The following is a 19902-nucleotide window of genomic DNA, read 5'->3' as shown; positions in this document are numbered from 1 at the left end:
AGAGTAGTTACGTGAAAACATGAAGATAACATTTTTTGGAACCGGGGCTGCAATACCCACGAAATACCGTGCACATCCTTCAATTGCTCTCAAATTTGATGGAGAAATATTTTTGTTTGATTGTGGTGAAAATACACAAAGACAAATTATTTTTACCGATGTATCTCCTATGAAAATTAATAATATATTTATTTCGCACTTGCACGGCGACCATATCTTAGGAATTCCTGGACTTTTGCAATCAATCGCATTTCAGGGAAGAAAAAAACCATTAAATATATTTGGACCGGCTGAAACCGCAAAAATGGTTGAAAACATATTGAATGTGGGCTATCATTCAATTGACTACCCGATAAATATTTATGAAATATCTTCTAAAACACCTGAAAAAATCGTTTCAACGGATAATTATGAAGTATTCAGTTATCCTGTGGTCCATTCAGTTCCTACACTTGCATACGTATTTAAACAGGTCAAAAAACCAAGACTTGATTTAGAAAAAGTGAATAACTTAGGACTTGAGATAGGCCCAGATTTAAAAAGATTAAAAGATGGATTTAACGTTGAAATGAACGGGAAAATAATTACTCTTGAAGATGTGACACTTCCCCCGAAAAAAGGAATTTGTGTTGGATACAGTGGGGACACTGTTCCGTTACCTGAATTTGCACAATTTCTAAAGGAATTAAAGTGCGACACGTTAATCCATGAAGCTACATTTGATAAAACAATGGAAAAAAATGCAAGAGAAACGCTCCATTCAACAGCAACCGATGCACTAACTATTGCAAAACTTTCAGGAGTAAATACTGTGATATTGACACACATATCTGCAAGGTACGATGATTTAACGGCGTTTGAAAATGAAATAGTGGAATTTAAAGCAGAAAATCCTGGGTTGCATGTTTTAATTGCGGAAGATTTGATGGAATATTCATTAAAGGGAAAATAGGTGAGAAAAAAATGACTGAATATTTTGATTATGCGGGAGTTGAAAATACAGAAAATACCTTAAAATGTGCAATAGAACGGGCAAAACTCGGAATTTCCGATATTGTTGTTGCGTCGTCTTATGGTGAAACCGCAAAAATGCTTCTCGATTTGATTGAAAAAGAAAATTTAAATGTAAATATAGTTGTCGTAACCTATCACCAGGGATTTTCTGGACCTGATAGTGTATCGATGCCTGAAAATGTGAAAGAAGACCTTGAAAAACGGGGTGCGAAAGTATTTAATGGAACTCACGCTTTAAGCGGTGTTGAAAGAGGAATTTCCAAAAGATTTGGTGGGTACGGTCCAGTAGAGGTCATTGCACAGACTTTGAAAACATTCGGACAGGGTGTTAAAGTATGCTATGAAATAACAGTAATGGCAGCTGATGCAGGGCTTGTTTCAACAAAAAAAGAAATTATTGCAATTGGTGGAAGCAGCAGGGGTGCTGATTCTGCAGTAGTAATTCTGCCATCAAACATGAACACGTTTTTTGACATTGAATTAAGAGAATTAATATGCATGCCAAGAAATAAGAAAAAGCATGAATAGTTGAAAATACATGTTATATGTAATGAATATTGAAATTCCCCAAAAGGTGATAAAATCGAAAAGGAAATAAAATTAACAAGCATGGTAACATTACACGGATGAGCTTGTAAACTTCCAGACACCGAACTTGAAACTTTAGTTAAAGGAATAATTTCTGAAGATGATTTAAAGCATGCAAAAGTGGGCCTTGGAGACGATGCTGCAGTTGTTATCAAAAATGGCATGGCGATTGTAAAAACTATTGACGTTTTCACACCGATTGTGGATGACCCGTACATTCAGGGAAGGATTGCGGCATGTAATTCTACAAGTGATGTATACGCAATGGGGATTTCTGAAGTTATTGGTGGGCTTGTATTCCTTGGAATTCCGCCAGAACTTCCAGTAAGCGTTGCGAAAAAAATGCTTCAAGGTTTTCAGGATTTTTGCCGGGAAAATGATACAACGATTATTGGCGGACACACAATTTTAAATCCATGGCCTTTGATTGGTGGCGCAATTACTGGAGTTGGAAAAGAAGAGGATATTCTTACAAAAGCAGGATGTAAAAATGGCGATGTATTAATTCTTACAAAACCTCTTGGAAGCCAGAGTGCAATGGCACTATCAAGAGTTACCGAGGAATTTGAAGATTTAATAGACATTCCAAAAGAAGAGCAAAAGTATATCCTTGAAAAAACTATTGAACTGATGACAACGTCCAATAGAACAGCACTTTTACATTTAAGAGAACTTGAAAATGAATTAGGCGAAAAAATCGCGAATGCTATGACTGATGTTACCGGATTTGGTATTTTAGGTCACAGTCAAGAAATGGCTGAGCAGAGTAATGTCGAAATTGAAATAACCTGCCTTCCAGTAATAAGGGGAACTCCAGAACTAGCTTCACTGTTTGGACACGCTCTTTGCAGTGGAAAGGGTGCTGAAACTGCAGGTGGTCTTTTGATCTCCACAAAACCAGAATATAGGGATAAATTAATTCAGAAATTTAAAGAAAACAATGTTTACGCCTTTGAAGTTGGAAAAATAATAAATAATGGTGTTGGAATATCTAAATTATCCGAAAATGTTAAGATTTTAGAAATATAATGATAATCCGAACCTGAATTCAGGAGGATTATTCATTAACATCTGTTTTAAAAATATGTTTGCATTTTGGGCAAATTACCTTTTTCCCCACAGAATTAAATTCTTTTTCGCATTTTGGACATTTTGTTTTATCTGTTTTTAACGTATCGAGATTTATTATCGTGTACTTGCTGAGTTCATTTTTAAAGTCCATGGTCATCCCCTAAGCAATAATATTTATATCTAAAATTATAATGATTTATATAAGCTTTATGTTAGTTTAAAAGTTACAGGGAAAAAATGGGTTTAAAATCTTTAGCATTTAAAAATCGGGGTCAGTTGTCACTTGAACTGAGCGTTCTTGTAATGGCAATTGCAATGGTTGCGGTATTTGCAAGTTATATTTACATAAAAAGTACTGTAGAATCTGCAATTAAAATAAACGAGACTGCAAATGGTACTGTTGGAATATATAACAGTGCAGTAGATAAAATGACTGAATCAGTTGGAAATTTAAGTAATAACTAAATGGTGAAACTTTGAAAGAGCTAAATGGAAGAATTATTTCAAAAGGCGTCGTTGAAGGGGAAGCAATTGTTTCAAAATCATCTATTTCATTTCTTGGTGGCGTAAATGAGGAAGGAATTGTAACGGATAAGGAAAATGAACTTTTTGGAAAAAGCATTGCAAATAAGATATTTGTATTTCCAACTGGAAAAGGAAGTACTGTTGGTTCTTACGTAATTTACGGGCTTGCTAAAAGAGGGCTTTTAAAAGGAATGGTAAATTTGGAATCTGAACCTATTGTCGCAACTGGTGCAATTCTTGGAAAAATCCCACTCGTGGATAAAGTTAATATAGATGAAATTAAAGATGGCGATATAGTAGTAGTTGATGGAAACACGGGAACTGTTAAAATAAAAGAACAGTAAAATAAAATTACACTTTTCTACTATTTTGAATTATTATTCATATTTTAAACGTTGTGAGATGAGACTATGAGAAAATCGAGAGACGCGAACCCATTTAAAGAAATGCCTAGCATTTTATATCCTGATGAATTGATGGACAAGGCATACAATAGATCGGAAAAAATTGCAGGAGAACTTAGGACAACTACGAGAGGATTAAGTGTCCCAAAATCAAGAATAATCGAAGATAACAAAATCAGGACCACTACATCGGTTATTTCAGACAATCTTTTAAAAATTGTAGAAAAAACTCCTTCAATAGACAATTTGGATCCATTTTACAGGGAAATTCTCGAAATCATGGTTGGAAGCGATGAATTTAAAAAATCGCTTGCAGCAGTTCAGTGGGCTTCTGAAATCGTGAAAAAATTGGGAACCCAGTATTCAAGAAAAGTTAAAAAAGCACAGAGCCCGCAAGCTACATCAATTATTAGAAAAGAGTTTATCGGAAGGGTTTCATCAGTTTTAAAACAGATTTATCCAAATATGGCGTTTTTAGGCGTTGCAAGAAACAAACTTAAAAACATTCCAACAGTGAAAAATTTGCCTTCGGTTGTTATTGCAGGGTACCCAAATGTTGGAAAATCAACCCTTCTTAGAACACTAACTGATGCAGAACCAGAAGTAAATTCTTACCCATTTACAACAAAAGGATTGAATATTGGATATACCGAAGAAGGAATCCAGATAATCGATACTCCTGGTGTTTTAGATAGGCCAATTTACGAAAGAAACGATATCGAACTTCACGCGGTAGTTGCAATAAATTATCTTTCAGATATGATATTATTTGTAATTGATCCAACCGAATTCTGTGGATTTACGATAGAAGAACAGTTCAATTTACTTGAAGAAGTTAGAAAAACATTCAACGCTCCAATTTTAGTTGCGCTAACCAAAATGGATGTTGATGAAATAGAAGGTTTAGAAGCCCTTGAAGAAAACCTTGGAGAATACGAAGTAATGAAAGTGTCATCTCTTAAAAAAGAAGGTATTGTCGATTTAAGAGAAAGAATTTTAGATATGCTTGATGAATTAGGTTTAATGGAACTTTTAGAAGAATAAACTTTTCATCTATTCTTTTTTATTTTTTCACATTTTTGATAGGTTGTAGCTTTTAAATCCACCTACCAGTCTTTTTACTTTAAATCCAAGCAGTTTTAATATTGTTGCAATTGATTGGCTTCTCATTCCGCCTCTTGCACAAAATACAACTAAAATTTTATCAGAATTTAATTTTAAAGATTCTAAAACTATTCTTTTTATTCCTTCTTGAATTATAAGCCCTGCTTTAGAAATTGCAACGTCTTTTCCCTCGTTTTTATAGAGTTTTCCGATAGTTTCGTATTCTTCTGTTAAGAAAAGTGGAATATTTATTGCAGTGGGAATAGTCTTTTCAAAAAATTCCCTTGGCGATCTTGCATCAATAAGTATCACGTCTTCGAGATTTAATTTAAAAAACTGGTCAATTGTGATAACATCATCTGAAAGCTCATTTCCAAGTGATTCGAGGTACTTTTTAATATTTACTGGTTCAAAATAAAACATTTCGCCAGAAAATTCCAAAACAGTTGGTTTTAAGATATTTTTAGAACTTTCAGAAACAAATGATGCGATATTTCCAGTTAATTTCCCAGAAACAATTTTTCCATTCTTTAAAATTACTTTTTCTCCGGTTTTTAACCGTATTACTAAAATAACATCGTTTTTAAATGTAATGAGTCTTGAAAGAACGTTTTCATCCATATTTTCACGTTAAATTTTAATTCCGTGGTTTTCCAAAATTTCGTCTATATATTTTGATATTTTTTCCGTGGAGTTTAAAATATCCTCATTATTTATCACTAAATCGTGGTTTACCTTTCCAATATGTCGTAAATAGTGTTCGCTGTATAATCCTTCTTCAATTAACATTGCAGCGTTATAATAATCTTCTTTTTTTAGTAAATCAATTATTTTATCTATCGATTGAAGTTTTTCAGCTTTTAAAAATATGGTTTTCAAATCAACAAATTTATCAATTAAAATTTCTTTTTCAGCCTCGTTTTTTGGAAGGTACCAGTTTAAAAGTCTTTTAATCTGGCATTCATAAGGGCAGTTTACAACGATATTGTAATTATAACATTTTAAATCAGAAAATGGCTCTGGAATTACTACTTTGTTTTTTCCGCCAATTTTTTTTCCTTCAAATTCGACAATACAGTACCCCGTACTTTCTGCAATTTTTTTCTGCTTTTCAAGGCATGCATCAAACTGTTCCTGGGTACTCGGGGATAACTCGTATAAATCGCCTAAGATACTTCCCTTGTTGTTTGCACAACTCTCAATATCCACGACTGAGTACTTTTTCTTTAATTCGTTTAAAATTTCGGTTTTTCCACAACCGGTTTTTCCAAAAAGTCCAAAAATAATCATTATTACACCAAAAATATACACAGATACAGTAGTGAAAACATATTAAAAAACTTAATGGATATTCATTCAGATTTAACTAAAATTTATTATAACGACGTTTTAAAAAGGTTAATAAATTTAAAAACAAATATTTTCTTTTTTTTCAATTTTAAAGCCAAATTATCCGGAAAATATTTTTAAAACGTTATTTTTCAAAAATTAGTCTCAAAAATCGTCGTTAAAAATATAAATTATAAAAATCATAAGTTTAACGATTATATTTACATTAATCTTCAAATTTCGGGGTGAATAATGATAAAAAAATGTTTCTTATGTTTGCTACTGCTAGTTGCAGTAGGGAGCGTTAATGCGGCAGATTATTATATAACTCAGAGTAATTTTACTCCAGAGTTTACTATTAGTCATTCGGGATACTATTATCTGGATGAATCAATTACGAGTACAGCTGGAATAGTGATTAATTCTGATAATGTAACGTTGGATGGTCAAGGTTATTCATTAAATGTTACAGGGGATTGTGCAATAGCATCTTTAACAAATGTAAACATTACGATTAAAAATTTTAACATAACTATAAACGGATCCGGGGAAATTTACGGTATCAGTTTTGGTGAGTTGGCAGTTATAAATACCACTATCGAAGATAACGTAATCGATCTTTATTCTAATAATTTCGTTGCTAAAGGTATCATTGCCCCCACATTCGTGGATAGTGTCATATCAGGAAATGATATTACATCAGCAGGGGCTTATAATACTTTTGGTATCGGGACTTATGAGATGATAAATACTACTCTCGAAGATAACGTATTCGATCTTTATTCTATTAATTCAGGTGCTTACGGTATCTGGTGTGACTACAGATTTATAGATTGTAATTTATTGAGGAATAACATTACGGCAGAGGGATATTCGGCAGCTTACGATATTTCTACATCAAGTATTACAAATACAATAATCGAAGACAACACTTTCGACGTTGATGCAGGTGAGGATTATGCTTGTATCGATGCAAACAATTTTTTCAATTCAACAATATTTAACAATAGCATATGTAGCCTCTACCTCAACGGAGATGATAACACAATCTCCTCAAATAATGTAATCGAATACCTGGAAGTTTATGGGCTTAATTGCGAAATTTCCTCAAATACTGTAGGGGATTACATAGCAGTTGATGGAAATAATTTAGAAATTTCTTCAAATAATGTAACTGATCTAGAAGCTCACGGGGACCATAACGAAATTTCTTCAAATAATGTAACGGTTTGCCTAGATGTTTATGGATACTACAATACCATATACAATAACACGGCAGAATACATAGATATTTACTATGATAATAACGAAATTTCCTCAAATAATGTAGAGACCGAATTATATGTTGAGGGGGACTTCAACACAATTTCTTCAAACAATGTAGACCTGGAATCAGTTTCAAGTGAAGATTATATATCTGTTTATGGTGTGAATAACACAATCTCCTCAAATACTGTAGACTATGAGATATATGTTTTAGGGAACTACACTACCATATCCAATAACACAGTAGGATATGGGATATTAGTTGATGATGGAATTTACAACACAATCTCCGAAAACACAGTAAATGATTTTATAGAAGTTTATGGAGATAATAACGAAATTTCTTCAAATAATATGACTGATGCGTACATGGAAGTTTATGGAAATAATTCTGAAATTTCTTCAAACAATGTATATACCATATATGTTGAAGGAAACAATGATACAATTTCCGAAAACATAGTTGGGGATTATATTGAAGTTTACGGAAACCGTACGACAGTATTTGACAACAATGTTGGAACGTATATTTGCATAGGTGCCGAGGGCGGGGAGTCTGAAGACACCGTGTCTTATGATTATAACACAATTTCCGAAAACATAGTAGGAGAGTCCATAGAAGTTTATGGAAACAATTCTGAAATTTCCTCAAACACGGTATATGATATATATTTAGACGGAAACAACAACACAATCTCCGAAAACACAGTAGACTATGATATAGATGTTGAAGGGGACTACAACTTAATATCTTACAACAATGTAACGGGAACTGATACTGATGGTGATTCAATATCGTCTTATGGGGATTATAACACAATTTCTTCAAACATTGTTGTAGAAAATATTTATTCCAGTGGTTTGTATAATACAATCTCCTCAAACACGGTAACAGATTCAACAGACGATTACGGTGGAATTGATTTTGATGGTGGGGAAGATGCGGCTTATGCAACGGTATTCAATAACACAATCACAGGGTATTACGGTATTGGTTTAGATAATGGTGATGAAAGCTATTCAAATATTTCATATAACACAGTATACGCATCAATATATCCAATATATATCTCAAAAGACGTTACCGGGTGTAATATTTACCTAAATAACTTTATTTATACTAATGAACCAGAAGACATTTCAGAGTTAAATTTCGAAGGTACCGAAAATAATAGTTTTGTAAGTCCTTTTAAAATCGGATATAAATACAACGGAAATAGTTACAGTAATTATCTTGGAAATTACTGGTCTGATTACGATGGAATTGATGCGGATGGAAACGGAATTGGGGATACTCCTTACTTATTTGGTTGTAATTATGAGTATGAGTATTTAGAAAACGATACTGCACCATTAATGGGCATGTGGGGAGTTAACATTACAGCTTACACTGCACCAACCACGACTACAACCACATCATCAAGAAGTGGTGGCGGTGGAAGCAGCTATGATTCAGATATTGCTGACGACATCGAATCAAAAGTAATTAAAGCTTTCGTTTCAAGTGCATCAGTGCTCTACGGAAACGAAATTGACAGTGGATACGCTTCAAAATTAAGGGAAAGAACCACAAATGCAACCGGATTCACCATTTACGGAAACGTAATTATTATTGGTGGACCTGAAGCAAATTCATTTGCTAAAGAATACAACGACCAGTTTGAAATTCCAATTTCAAACGATAATCCTGGGGAAAACAAAGGGGTTATTCAAATATTAAAAGTTCGAGCCGACGAGGGAAGTGTAATTCACAGTTACACTGTAGTTTACATTGCAGGTTCTGATAGACTTGGAACACAAGCTGCATTAGAATACTTTAAAACTTTGGACGAACTTCCAACTAACCAAATAACTGTAGAATGGACTGAAAATGGTCCAGTTTTAGTTGAATAACTATTTAAAAATAATATTTTCTTTTTTCTTTTGATTTTTTGAAGATTTAAAAAAATAGTAAGATTATTTTAAAAAAATTTAAAAAATTTAGGTTGTGTATTCTGAATTTATTCTAACATATTCATATCCTAAATCGCATCCAAATGCCGTGTTTTCAAAGCTTCCCTTTTTTAAATCCACGATTATTTTGATTTTATCTTCTTTCATTATTTCTTCTGCAAGCTTTAATTCAGGAGTTCCGCAGTCTGCAATCTGTTCCCCTGCTTTAACTAAAAATGCCTGTTTTTCTGAAGAAATATCACTTATAATAATATCAAAGTTAGCCATGTCCATTTCAGCACCGCTGTATCCAACCGCTGCTGCAATTCTTCCCCAGTTTGGATCGGCACCAAAAACAGCAGTTTTTAAAAGGAGTGATCTAACAATAGACATTGAAGCTTTTTTTGCATCCTCTTTTGTTTCTGCACTATAGACTGTTGCTTCAATTAATTTTTTAGCACCTTCTCCGTCTGAAACAATCATTTTTGCAAGTTCTTTTGAAACATAAGCTAATGCGCCATCAAATTCAGTTTTGCAGTCAGTATATTTTACACCACTTTGAGCATTTGCTAAAACATATACTGTATCGTTTGTACTCATGTCTCCATCGACAACTGAATTGTTAAAGCTTTCATCAGTCGCTTTTTGAAGGGAATCAGTTAAATCTTCTTTTGATATTTCAATATCTGTTGTAATAAATCCAAGCATTGTTGCGTGAAGCATGTTTGGTGCAATCATCCCTGCACCTTTTGCAATTCCGCCAATTCTAACTTTTTTTCCATTTACATCAAATTCTACTGCAACGGTTTTTGGGAATGCATCAGTAGTCATTATCGCTTTTGATGCGTTTTCGTTGCTGTTTTCTAAATTCATATTTTCAAATGCTCTTTCGACTTCGACTGTTATAATATCCATTGGCATTCTTCTACCGATTACTCCCGTTGAAGCTGAAAGTACTTGATTTTCTGGAATTTTTAATAAATCAGCTGCTTTTTTTACAAGTGCCTTAGCATCGTCCATTCCGCCTTTTGTAAAGCAGTTTGCATTTCCACTGTTTGCAACGATTGCCCTGAATACATTATTATTTACTAAAGTATCCTTTGAAAGAGCAACAGGATGTGCAAAAACTTTATTTGTTGTAAATACTCCTGCTGCAACTGCATCTGTTTCTGAATATATTAACGCAGCACCGTATTTTCTATCCTTGTGCCCGTTTGCTTTAAAACCCTTTGGAGCTACGACCCCCCCATCCACAACCACGAAATTTTCGGCCATGTTTCATCATCTCTTGCGAATTTAATTTAACTCTGGAAATTATTTTATTTTAAGTATAAAAAGATTTATTCAAAATAATATTTAAAACTAAAATTATTAAATTTTAACTATTATTTTTAATTTTTTTAAGCTTACTAAATGTAATTATCCAAATTAATACAAATACCGCAAATGACGATGAAAGAGTTGCAATTGCACCGCCAATTATGCCCATATCGGGAATTAACCTGTAATTTAATACTGCATTTAACAAAATGCCTAAAAATAAAACATATACTGGAATTTTTGCGTATCCAAGACCCTGAAGGGATGATGCACATATTGTATATGTACTCATGAATACTGCGGACACAGAAAGTATCTTTAAAGAATTAACTGCTTCAGGCACTGTTATTCCAAAAAAAAGGTTCAAAAGTTCTTCTGAGAATAAAAATATTATCAATAATGCAGGTAAAACTATTGAAATGTTTAAAATTGTTGCTTTTTTAAAATATGAAATATCTTTTGATTTTGAAATTCTTGGAATCAGTACAATTGCTATTGCAGATGCGAACAAGAAAAGAAGCCTTGAAAGTAACGATGCGTATCCGTAAACACCATTATCATAAGCTCCGAGCATCGAAAGTATGAAAATACCATCGAGATCATTTATAAGCCTATAGGATGCAGTCGTAAGTGCGATTGGAATTGAATAATATATTACTTTTTTAACAGATTCTTTCTCTTTTATCGGTGAAAATATATTTTTTAAAATATTTGAAAAGGAATATTCAAGATTTGATTTTGATAATAGATAAATTCCAAAAATTCCGCCGATTAAAAATGAAACTGAAATCGATAGAATTCCACCAACTACGCCAAATAAATAGCTCAAAATTACTAAAAAAACAACTTTTGAAGTATTTTCTAAAATCCATGTTTTTGATAAATTCTTTATTTTTAAATTTCCCTGTAATACGCCCCTGCTCCACGAAATAACTACTGAAAATGGTAATGCAAGTGCGACAGCGTAAAAATAAACATTTGGTAAATTAGAATAGTTTCCACCAAGCAAATATTTTAAAAATACTGTAAAAATTCCGCCAAATATTGAAAAAATAAACATTGCTTTTAAAATATCGTATATCCAGGTGTTTTCTTTAAAGTCATCACCAGAAATAAATTTTGCCATTGCAGGAGGGATTCCTGAACAAAAAATAATAACCAACGTATCTAAAATCGGCATTAACCCTTTAATTATGCCAAAACCCTCAGTTCCAAGAATAAACGGTATTAAAAAATAAAAAAGATATGCTGCAAATTTGGAATACATGTTTGAAAATATCATGTATGCGCTGTCTTTTACAATTCCATCTTTTTTTAAGTTTTTAATCATGAAATCACAAACAAAATAAACTAAAAGAGATATATTTAAGAATTATTCAAATTCAATGGTTGCTGGTGGTTTATCAGTTATATCAAGAACCACTCTTGTAACGTTTGGAATTTCAGAAGTAATTCTCTTGCTTATTTTTTTAATCAAATCGTATGGAATTTCTGGTGTGTGTGCAGTCATTGCATCAAGTGATTTTACAAATCTAAGTGCAACAACCCAGTTGTAGTCCCTAATGTCTCCTTTAACACCAGTTGCTTTTGTGTCAAGCACTGCTGCAAAGTACTGCCAGAGTTCGTTTTTAAGTTCAGTTTTTTCAATTTCTTCTGAAACAATGAAGTTTGCTTCTTTACAGATTGCTAATTTTTCATCTGTAATTTCGCCCAAAATTCTAACTGCAAGTCCAGGTCCTGGGAAAGGCTGTCTGTGTGCAATCTGGTCAGGAAGTCCAAGTGCTTCTGCTAAAAGTCTAACTTCATCTTTGTAGAGTTCTCTTAAAGGTTCAACAACATCTAAAACCATTCCACCAGGTAACGCAATGTTGTGGTGTGTTTTAATCTGTCCTTCACTTTCAATCCAGTCTGGTGCAATTGTTCCTTGAACGAGTACTTCTTCACCCTGTTCTTCTGCAACTTTTTCAAATACTTCGATAAAAAGTCTTCCAATAATCTTTCTTTTTTCTTCAGGGTCAGTTACTCCTTTAAGTTCCTTTAAAAATATGTCGCTTGCTTCAACAATTTTTAAATTGAGCCCCATCTGTTCTTTAAAAATTTTCCAGATTTCTTCAGACTCGTTTTTTCTCATCAATCCCGTATCTACGTAAACTGCAAGTAATCTATCTCCAATAGCCTTATCTGCAAGAACTGCAGCAACTGCGCTGTCAACCCCACCGCTCAATGCAATGATTGTTTTTCTATTATTAATCTGTCTTCTTATTTCTTCGATAGATTCTTCTATAAATGGTTCTGTCTTAAACATTGATTTTCCTCCAGTTAATTATTTATTTTTCAATCGAAGCTTTTACCAATCCATAGAATAATGGGTGAGGTTTGTTTGGTCTTGATTTAAATTCGGGATGCGCTTGTGTTGCAATAAAATACTTGTGATTTTCAAGTTCTATAAATTCTGCAAGTTTTCCATCAGGTGACATTCCTGAAATTATTAATCCGTTTTTCGTTAAAATTTCGTGATATTCCGGATTTACTTCGTATCGGTGTCTGTGTCTTTCAGATACATTTATTGAACCGTATAATTTACTTGCAAGCGAGTTTTCTGTTAAAATTGCAGGGTATGCACCAAGTCTCATGGTTCCCCCTTTTTCAGTTATTTCACGCTGTTCAGGAATGTAATCAATCACTGGATTTTCGGTTTCTTCGTCAAATTCAGTTGAATTTGCTTTTAATCCGCATACATTTCTTGCAAATTCAATAACTGCACACTGCATTCCAAGACATATTCCTAAAAATGGAACGTTATTTTCTCTCGCGTATCTTACTGCATTTATTTTTCCATCAATTCCACGGTCACCAAATCCACCTGGAACTAAAATACCGTCGAGTTTTTCATCTTCAACAAGTTTATCGAGGACTTCTTTGTAATTTTTATTTTCGAGTTCTTCTGCATTAACCCAGTTAATGTTTACTTTGGTATCGTTTTTAGCACCAGCGTGGCCCAAAGCTTCCATAATACTCATATAAGCATCTTTTAATTCAACGTACTTTCCAACGACTCCAATTGTAACTTCATTCATTGGATTAATGATTCTGTCAACAATAGCTCGCCATTCTGAAAGATCGGGTGTTGAATCTTTTAAATTAAGTTTTTCAGTAACTAATTTTCCAAGCCCTTCTTTTTCAAGATTTAGCGGAACTTCATAAATTGTTCGTGCATCTTTACATTCGATTACCGCTTCTTTTTCGACATCGCAAAAGAGTGCCAGTTTTTCCCTTATTTTTTCACTTACTGGAATTTCTGATCTGCATACCAAAATATCTGGTTGAATTCCAATTCCTTTTAATTCTTTTACTGAGTGCTGTGTTGGTTTTGTTTTTAATTCACCTGCACTTCTAATATATGGAAGAAGTGAAACGTGAACATAAAGCACATTTTCCTTTCCAACGTCTTTTTTAAATTGTCGAATTGCTTCTAAAAAAGGTAAGCTTTCGATATCTCCGACAGTTCCACCAATTTCGATAATTGTGATATCAGAGTCTTTTCCGAGTGCTTTGATTCTATCTTTTATCTCGTTTGTAATGTGCGGGATTACTTGAACCGTTTTTCCAAGGTAGTCTCCTCTTCTTTCCTTTGAAAGAACGCTCCAGTAAATTTTGCCCGTTGTAATATTGTTGTCAGCTTTTAATCCAATATCTACAAATCTTTCGTAATTTCCAAGGTCAAGATCGGTTTCTCCACCATCATCGGTCACGAAAACTTCACCATGTTCAAATGGAGACATCGTACCTGCATCAATTTGTAAATAGGGGTCGATTTTAATCATATTTACATTTAAACCCCTTGCTTTTAGAAGTCTTCCAAGAGATGATGAGGTTATTCCCTTTCCTAACGAAGACACCACACCGCCTGTAACAAATATATATTTCATCAGAATCCCTCGATAAATAGTAAAAATCAAAATAATAATTTTAGAACTATTATTCAATCAAATATAAATGTTTCCCGATTTTAAAAAACCAGAGTTTTAGAATAACTAATAAATTCATGTATGTTTTAAGGGTATATGTAGTTTATCAGATATTATGGGGTCATACATGATAGAACTTAAAATAGATTCAGAAATTGTTTTAAAAGAAATAGAATTGTTCGATGCAGAAGATATTTTTAAATTAATTGATTCAGATCGAGAAAATCTTCGAACATGGCTTTCATTTATAGATTCAACAAAAGAAGTATCCGATACAAAAGATTTTATACATTCAATACTCTTTCTTCCAGAAGAAATTCGAGATTTTGTTGCAGTTATTATTTATAAAGGCCAAAAAATTGGATTAATCGGGTTTAAGCTAACTGATTTTGTAAATAAAAAAACAGAACTTGGATACTGGATTTCAAAAGAATTTGAAAACAAAGGAATCGTAACTAAATCGGTAGTAAAAATGATAGATTATGCATTTAATACATTAGAATTAAACAGGATACAGATAAAATGTGGAATCGGAAATGAAAAAAGTTCAAAAATTCCAAAAAAGCTAAATTTTAAATTTGAAGGAATCGAAAGAAGTGCAGAACTATTGAATGGAAAATTTATCGATGCAGAAGTTTACAGCATTTTAAAAGATGAATGGACTTTTAAAAATTAAAAAAGAAAAAGAAATAATCAAAAATTTTAATCTTTTTTTATGTGGTTCATCAGAACGCCTTTTTTGTAGCAGAGGTATAAAATCCCTGTATCGTACCTTGCATCGTGAAATCCAACGTCGCTACAACCATACACTTTTTTTGTAAAATCAAGTCCTTCATTTGGGCACTGTTCTAAAAATTCCATTAATTCAACTAATTTTGGTCTTTTATACCTTTTCTGACCCGGAAGTTTACAGATTGGAGTAAAATGAAACATCGTGCAGAACTTATCTTTTGGAATATATTCTGGACCGAGTCTTTCAAACTCTGCTTTTAAAAATCGAATATCAAATGAGATATTGTGTCCGATTATTACTGAATCTTCAAGGTCTTCTCTAACTTCATCGACAGTGTCTTCAAAAGTCATTCCATTTGATAATTCGTCAAGTATATCCATAGTTAATCCATGAACTTTTGCAGCACTTCTTGACATGTGGTCTACTGAGTAATATTGATTAAAAACTTTTTTTAAGTTTAAATCTTCGTCAGTTACCAAATAAGAGAGCTGTGCAATTTGCCCTGGGTGAAGGCCTGTTGTTTCAGTATCTAAAAAAACATACATCTTTAACACGTTTTAATTTTAAATTTTTAATAATATTTCAGGATAACTCAACTATATATACCAGAGATTATTTAAGCTTTAATCTAACTAATGAACTGAAATGTTTTTAATAATTATGCAATGATGAGTGCCGACTTCACTGAGGACGTGTCCGATGAAGACAACGGGGACAGCTGAGCATAACTTTTTTTAAAATTTGTAATATATGTTTATTGACTTTTAAATTAATAATTAAGGAGAGTTTGCTGGCCGTATTTCATCCCAAGGTCTCCAAGTATTTTCTTACCGATTTTTTCGCCAAAAATTTCAATAACTTTTTCAGGGTTGTTGTTTATTTCGATTTTAGATTTGATTCCTGCATTGTAAAGCTTTCTTGACCTTGCACGACCGATATTTCTTACTTTTAAAAGTTCGATCAATTCTTCTTTTGCACCGTATTCAATTCTTAATTCCATTTCAAAAAGTGCTTTATATATTTCGTTGCTATCTAAACTAATCAGTTTTGCAATCTCTTTTGTTGAATAAATCATCCATTTGGCCTGTTCAACTTTGTATCTTAAAATTCCAGGTTCAACACCATACTTTTCTAAAATTCTCTCTTCGGGTATTTCACTTACCCAGTCACAGAACATCTTTGAATTTTTAAAAGCTTCGATATTTTCTATTGAATAATCTTTTATTCCAAGTTTATCCATTTCAATTATCAAATCAAGTTCTTCATTTGGCCTGATTCTTAAAAGTGGTCTCATTTCGTTAGTTTTTGAAATTAAATAGAAAAGATACTGGTCGATATTTGATTTATCCAATAACGTGCATTTTTTCTTCAAGTCTTTTAATTCTTCAATTATAATTTCAGAACTCATAGGGTCAATGTAGAGTTCAGAAATTCTTTTTCCAAGCTTAGTTGATTTAAATTCTACTTTTAAATCCTGATTTGCAAGATTAATTGAAGTTTCTTTCGAATCTAACACTAAATTGTTTGAAGAATCAAGGGAAAGTTCAACTACCTTGTTTTCTGATTTTTTTTCTGAATTTACTTCTAAAAATTTATTTTTTTCTAAAAATTCCACAACTTCAGATACGTTTAATAAAACCGCGCCAATGTTTCCAAATTGGTACGCGTAAAATGTGTTTTTCATGAAATTAACGAGGTTTTGACCGTTTTTAATTTCACCGGTAGAAATTAAACCAAGGATATGAATTCTCAAAACTTTCTGGTTTGCTAGCTTTGAGTAGATATTTTCAACGCTTCCCGTGAGTATTTCATAAGCTTTTTCAGCATCATTTTCATTTTTAATGTAAATTATTCCTTCACCGTAAGGGTCTAAACCCGGTCTTCCAGCTCTACCAATACACTGTTGAATTTCCATTCTTGGAATATCTACAAGGCCGTTTTGAGAATATCTTTTAGTATCCCGAACAATTGCTCTTCTGCATGGTAAATTAAGCCCTGCCGAAAGTGTTGGGGTACAGCAAATTACCTTTATAAGCCGGTTTCTAAATCCATCTTCAACGATTTTTCTGTGCTGGTAGGTAAGCCCTGCATGGTGAAATGCTACCCCTTTTTTAATGCATTCTGCAAGTGTTTTACATGTTTCAGTTGGGGTGTCTAAAATTGATAAAATTTCATCACTTAATTTATTCAATTCGTACTGTTCATTTCTTGTTAAATATTTAATTAAGTTATGTTTTTTTGCTTCGCCAACTGCATTTCTTTTAGAATTACAAAATATCAGGCAAGAACCTTTTTTTTCAACACTATCAACTATTAAATCAGTTATATTATTTTTAGAAACCTGTTTAATCTTTTCTGCAGGACTTTTTACAAACTCAAGTTCATTTTCAAAGTAAATTCCTTTTTTTAATTCAACTGGCCTCCATTCATCGACAATCAATTCTGCATTTAACCAGTTTGAAAGTTCTTCAGGATTCCCAATGGTTGCAGAAAGACCGACAATCTGGGCATTTAAATTCTTTAATTTTGTTAATATTACTTCAAGGGTTCCGCCCCTTTCGTTGTCGCCGATTAAATGGATTTCATCGATTACTGCTAAGGATACTTCACTTATCCATTCAACTTCATGTCTCATCAGCGAATCGAGCTTTTCTGAAGTAGTTATAATTATATGAAACTTTGAAAGGTTTTCTTTTGTATCAAAGTCACCAATTGATAATCCTACTTTTATCCCGTATTTTTCGTATTTTTCCCTAAATTCATCAAATTTTTCATTTGCAAGCGCTTTTAATGGAACAATAAATAATCCTTTTTTCCCCGTTAAATTTTTATTTTCATCTAAAATATGATTTAATAAAGCCATTTCTCCAATAAGCGTTTTTCCACTTGCAGTTGGAATACATATTAAAAAATTCTTTGATTTATCAAAAAGCCCTTCATCAATAACTTTTTTTTGTGGCGGTCTTAATTTTGTAATTTTGTTTTCTTTAAGTATGTCTAACACGTGCATTTTTCCAACATTTCTTAAACTTATTAATCTTTTTAAATTTCATTCTTTTCTTAATTATAATTAGTTATTGTATTCGTATTGCCTATATACGTAATAATAAGCAAATAATATTATTACATGTTAATAAAATATCACAAGATATATATACTCTAAATATCAACTATTTATCTGTAATAAATATATTAAAAAATTATTACTTGGAAATAGGTGAAGTCATGCACATTCCAGATGGATTTATCCCATTATGGGAAAGCGGGATATTCTGGGTAATTTCCTTGATATTCCTGAGCATGTCCTTAAGATGGGCATCAAAAGAAATGAACGAAAAGACAGTTCCGCTATTTACTGCACTTGCAGCAGGTATTTTTGCAATTCAGGCAATGAACATGCCAATACCTTGGGGAACCAGTGGACACATGGTTGGTGCAGCATTAACTGCGATAGTATTTGATAGCCCTTGGGCTGCTGTATTAATGTTAGCTCTTGTTTTAATTGTTCAAGGATTATTCTTTGCAGATGGCGGTTTAATCGTCATGGGTACAAATATCTTCAACATGGGGATTGTTGGAGGATTTGCAGGATACTACATCTTCAAAGCATTGAAAAAGACAAACTTCTACGTGGCAGTATTTACTGCAGGATGGGCAGCAACATTTTTAGCCTCATTAGTTTGTGCTGCAGAACTTGCAATTGCAGGAACTTTCCCAATTGACCTTGGACTTCAATTTATGGGTATTTACCATGCAGTTATTGGAATTATTGAAGGTTTAATTACTGCAATAGTAGTAGGCTACCTTGCATCAGCTCGACCAGACCTTGTAAAGAGCGTAAAAAAGGTGGTTTCAAATGAATAAAAACAACTCGATATTAGTTGCAGGATTAATTGTTGCGTTATTAATTGGAATCGCAGCTCCATTTTTGGCTTCGGGAAACCCCGATGGATTGGAAAGTGCAGCAGAAAAAATTGTTAATGCAGATGTTTTAAATGCAAATTTGGAAGAAGCAGGACTTGAAGAAGAAGGAACAGTGGCTCCATCACCAATGCCCGATTATGCAATTCCAGGAATGGACAAAATTGGGGAAATTGCAGCATTAATCATCGGTATTTTAGTAGTTACATTACTTTCATTTGGTGTTGGTTCACTTCTTAAAAAATCAACTTCAGAAAACTAAAATATTTTCTATTTTTTTTTACTTTTTTTGATTTTAATGTGTTTGAATTGCATCTAACGCTAATTTTTTATATAATTTACACTAAATGAGTTCTTTTAAATTGAAAGGTGTAATTTATGATAAAGCATGTTGTAATGTGGAAATTAAAAGATAATTTAGGCAAAGAAGAAAAATTTGAAAATGCAAAAATTATTAAAGACGATTTAGAAAGTTTAAGAAAACTTGTTCCTGAAATAAAACGTATTGAAGTCGGGATAAATTCAGAAAAATTTGAAAATAACTACGATGTAGTTTTAATAGCTGAATTTGACAGTTTTGAAGATTTGGATATCTATCAAAAGAATCCAGAACACGTAAAAGTCGCAGAATTTGTAAAATCCGTTGCAAAACTTAGAACTGCAGTTGATTTTGAATTTTAATTTTCTATTTTATTAATATTATTTAGTATTTCCAAAGCATATGAAA

The 19902-nt window shown here is 32.6% G+C and carries 20 protein-coding genes; 11 read left to right on the top strand and 9 right to left on the bottom strand.

Translation table 11 applies throughout. The annotated features are described in order from the left end of the window. Positions 1-19 precede the first annotated feature (19 nt). The 3 genes from rnz (at position 20) to selD (ending at position 2631) form a co-directional block, all read left to right on the top strand. Complete coding sequence (rnz, locus tag ACS5L2_RS04260) at positions 20-952, top strand: ribonuclease Z (protein ID WP_459202527.1); 933 nt, start codon at positions 20-22, stop codon at positions 950-952. Between the two features lie 11 nt (positions 953-963). Next, positions 964-1542 carry a pyruvate kinase alpha/beta domain-containing protein gene (locus ACS5L2_RS04255; RefSeq protein ID WP_459202526.1) on the top strand — a complete coding sequence of 193 codons (579 nt, stop codon included), beginning with the start codon at positions 964-966 and terminating at the stop codon, positions 1540-1542. 81 nt (positions 1543-1623) lie between these two features. Next, positions 1624-2631: a selenide, water dikinase SelD gene (selD, locus tag ACS5L2_RS04250; protein WP_459202525.1), complete on the top strand. Its 1008-nt coding sequence runs from the start codon at positions 1624-1626 to the stop codon at positions 2629-2631. A 28-nt stretch (positions 2632-2659) separates the two neighbouring features. Here the strand turns inward: selD and ACS5L2_RS04245 are convergent, their stop codons facing one another. Continuing rightward, positions 2660-2824 (bottom strand): hypothetical protein, encoded by a 165-nt coding sequence (locus ACS5L2_RS04245; protein ID WP_459202524.1) that lies wholly within the window; start codon positions 2822-2824, stop codon positions 2660-2662. Between the two features lie 86 nt (positions 2825-2910). On the opposite strand from ACS5L2_RS04245, the gene ACS5L2_RS04240 reads away from it, so the two are divergent. The 3 genes from ACS5L2_RS04240 to ACS5L2_RS04230 all read left to right on the top strand — a co-directional run bounded on the left by ACS5L2_RS04240 (position 2911) and on the right by ACS5L2_RS04230 (position 4646). After that, positions 2911-3138, top strand: a complete 228-nt coding sequence (locus tag ACS5L2_RS04240; protein WP_459202523.1) for a class III signal peptide-containing protein — start codon at positions 2911-2913, stop codon at positions 3136-3138. An 11-nt stretch (positions 3139-3149) separates the two neighbouring features. Further along, positions 3150-3542 (top strand): DUF126 domain-containing protein, encoded by a 393-nt coding sequence (locus ACS5L2_RS04235; RefSeq protein WP_459202522.1) that lies wholly within the window; start codon positions 3150-3152, stop codon positions 3540-3542. Positions 3543-3608: 66 nt separating this feature from the next. Next, positions 3609-4646, top strand: a complete 1038-nt coding sequence (locus tag ACS5L2_RS04230) for an NOG1 family protein (protein ID WP_459202521.1) — start codon at positions 3609-3611, stop codon at positions 4644-4646. Between the two features lie 27 nt (positions 4647-4673). Here the strand turns inward: ACS5L2_RS04230 and ACS5L2_RS04225 are convergent, their stop codons facing one another. After that, positions 4674-5327: a selenouridine synthase SelU-like subunit gene (locus tag ACS5L2_RS04225; RefSeq protein WP_459202520.1), complete on the bottom strand. Its 654-nt coding sequence runs from the start codon at positions 5325-5327 to the stop codon at positions 4674-4676. 9 nt (positions 5328-5336) lie between these two features. Beyond that, the gene (locus ACS5L2_RS04220) at positions 5337-5996 is read right to left on the bottom strand and encodes a selenouridine synthase SelU-like subunit (protein ID WP_459202519.1); all 660 of its coding nucleotides are present in this window, start codon (positions 5994-5996) and stop codon (positions 5337-5339) included. 291 nt (positions 5997-6287) lie between these two features. On the opposite strand from ACS5L2_RS04220, the gene ACS5L2_RS04215 reads away from it, so the two are divergent. Then, entirely contained in the window at positions 6288-9194 is a 2907-nt protein-coding gene (locus ACS5L2_RS04215) for a NosD domain-containing protein (protein ID WP_459202518.1), read from the top strand. Between the two features lie 87 nt (positions 9195-9281). On the opposite strand, the gene argJ is transcribed toward ACS5L2_RS04215, so the two are convergent. The 4 genes from argJ to pyrG all read right to left on the bottom strand — a co-directional run bounded on the left by argJ (position 9282) and on the right by pyrG (position 14482). Beyond that, entirely contained in the window at positions 9282-10508 is a 1227-nt protein-coding gene (gene argJ, locus ACS5L2_RS04210) for a bifunctional ornithine acetyltransferase/N-acetylglutamate synthase (protein ID WP_459202517.1), read from the bottom strand. Positions 10509-10611: 103 nt separating this feature from the next. Then, positions 10612-11883 (bottom strand): flippase, encoded by a 1272-nt coding sequence (locus ACS5L2_RS04205; RefSeq protein WP_459202516.1) that lies wholly within the window; start codon positions 11881-11883, stop codon positions 10612-10614. A 42-nt stretch (positions 11884-11925) separates the two neighbouring features. Then, positions 11926-12858, bottom strand: a complete 933-nt coding sequence (gene guaA, locus ACS5L2_RS04200) for a glutamine-hydrolyzing GMP synthase (RefSeq protein WP_459202515.1) — start codon at positions 12856-12858, stop codon at positions 11926-11928. Between the two features lie 22 nt (positions 12859-12880). Continuing rightward, positions 12881-14482, bottom strand: a complete 1602-nt coding sequence (pyrG, locus tag ACS5L2_RS04195) for a glutamine hydrolyzing CTP synthase (RefSeq protein WP_459202514.1) — start codon at positions 14480-14482, stop codon at positions 12881-12883. A 166-nt stretch (positions 14483-14648) separates the two neighbouring features. Here pyrG and ACS5L2_RS04190 point away from each other — a divergent pair, with 166 nt between their 5' ends. Then, positions 14649-15197, top strand: coding sequence for a GNAT family N-acetyltransferase (locus tag ACS5L2_RS04190; protein ID WP_459202513.1), 549 nt, complete (start codon positions 14649-14651; stop codon positions 15195-15197). Between the two features lie 26 nt (positions 15198-15223). Here the strand turns inward: ACS5L2_RS04190 and ACS5L2_RS04185 are convergent, their stop codons facing one another. Both ACS5L2_RS04185 and ACS5L2_RS04180 read right to left on the bottom strand, forming a co-directional pair. Then, positions 15224-15799: a 3'-5' exonuclease gene (locus tag ACS5L2_RS04185; protein ID WP_459202512.1), complete on the bottom strand. Its 576-nt coding sequence runs from the start codon at positions 15797-15799 to the stop codon at positions 15224-15226. A gap of 224 nt (positions 15800-16023) precedes the next feature. Beyond that, the gene (locus ACS5L2_RS04180) at positions 16024-18264 is read right to left on the bottom strand and encodes a DEAD/DEAH box helicase (RefSeq protein WP_459202511.1); all 2241 of its coding nucleotides are present in this window, start codon (positions 18262-18264) and stop codon (positions 16024-16026) included. 215 nt (positions 18265-18479) lie between these two features. Between ACS5L2_RS04180 and cbiM the strand changes: the two genes are divergently transcribed. The 3 genes from cbiM (at position 18480) to ACS5L2_RS04165 (ending at position 19856) form a co-directional block, all read left to right on the top strand. Continuing rightward, on the top strand, positions 18480-19118 hold the full coding sequence (gene cbiM / locus ACS5L2_RS04175; RefSeq protein ID WP_459202510.1) for a cobalt transporter CbiM: 639 nt from the start codon (positions 18480-18482) through the stop codon (positions 19116-19118). Then, positions 19111-19437 carry a PDGLE domain-containing protein gene (locus ACS5L2_RS04170; RefSeq protein WP_459202509.1) on the top strand — a complete coding sequence of 109 codons (327 nt, stop codon included), beginning with the start codon at positions 19111-19113 and terminating at the stop codon, positions 19435-19437. Before cbiM ends, ACS5L2_RS04170 begins: the two co-directional genes overlap by 8 nt. A 116-nt stretch (positions 19438-19553) precedes the next feature. Then, the gene (locus ACS5L2_RS04165; protein WP_459202508.1) at positions 19554-19856 is read left to right on the top strand and encodes a Dabb family protein; all 303 of its coding nucleotides are present in this window, start codon (positions 19554-19556) and stop codon (positions 19854-19856) included. The last annotated feature ends 46 nt before the right edge of the window (positions 19857-19902 follow it).

The sequence above is a fragment of the Methanococcus mangrovi genome, assembly GCF_054506835.1.
This window is presented reverse-complemented; position numbering and strand designations above follow the sequence as displayed.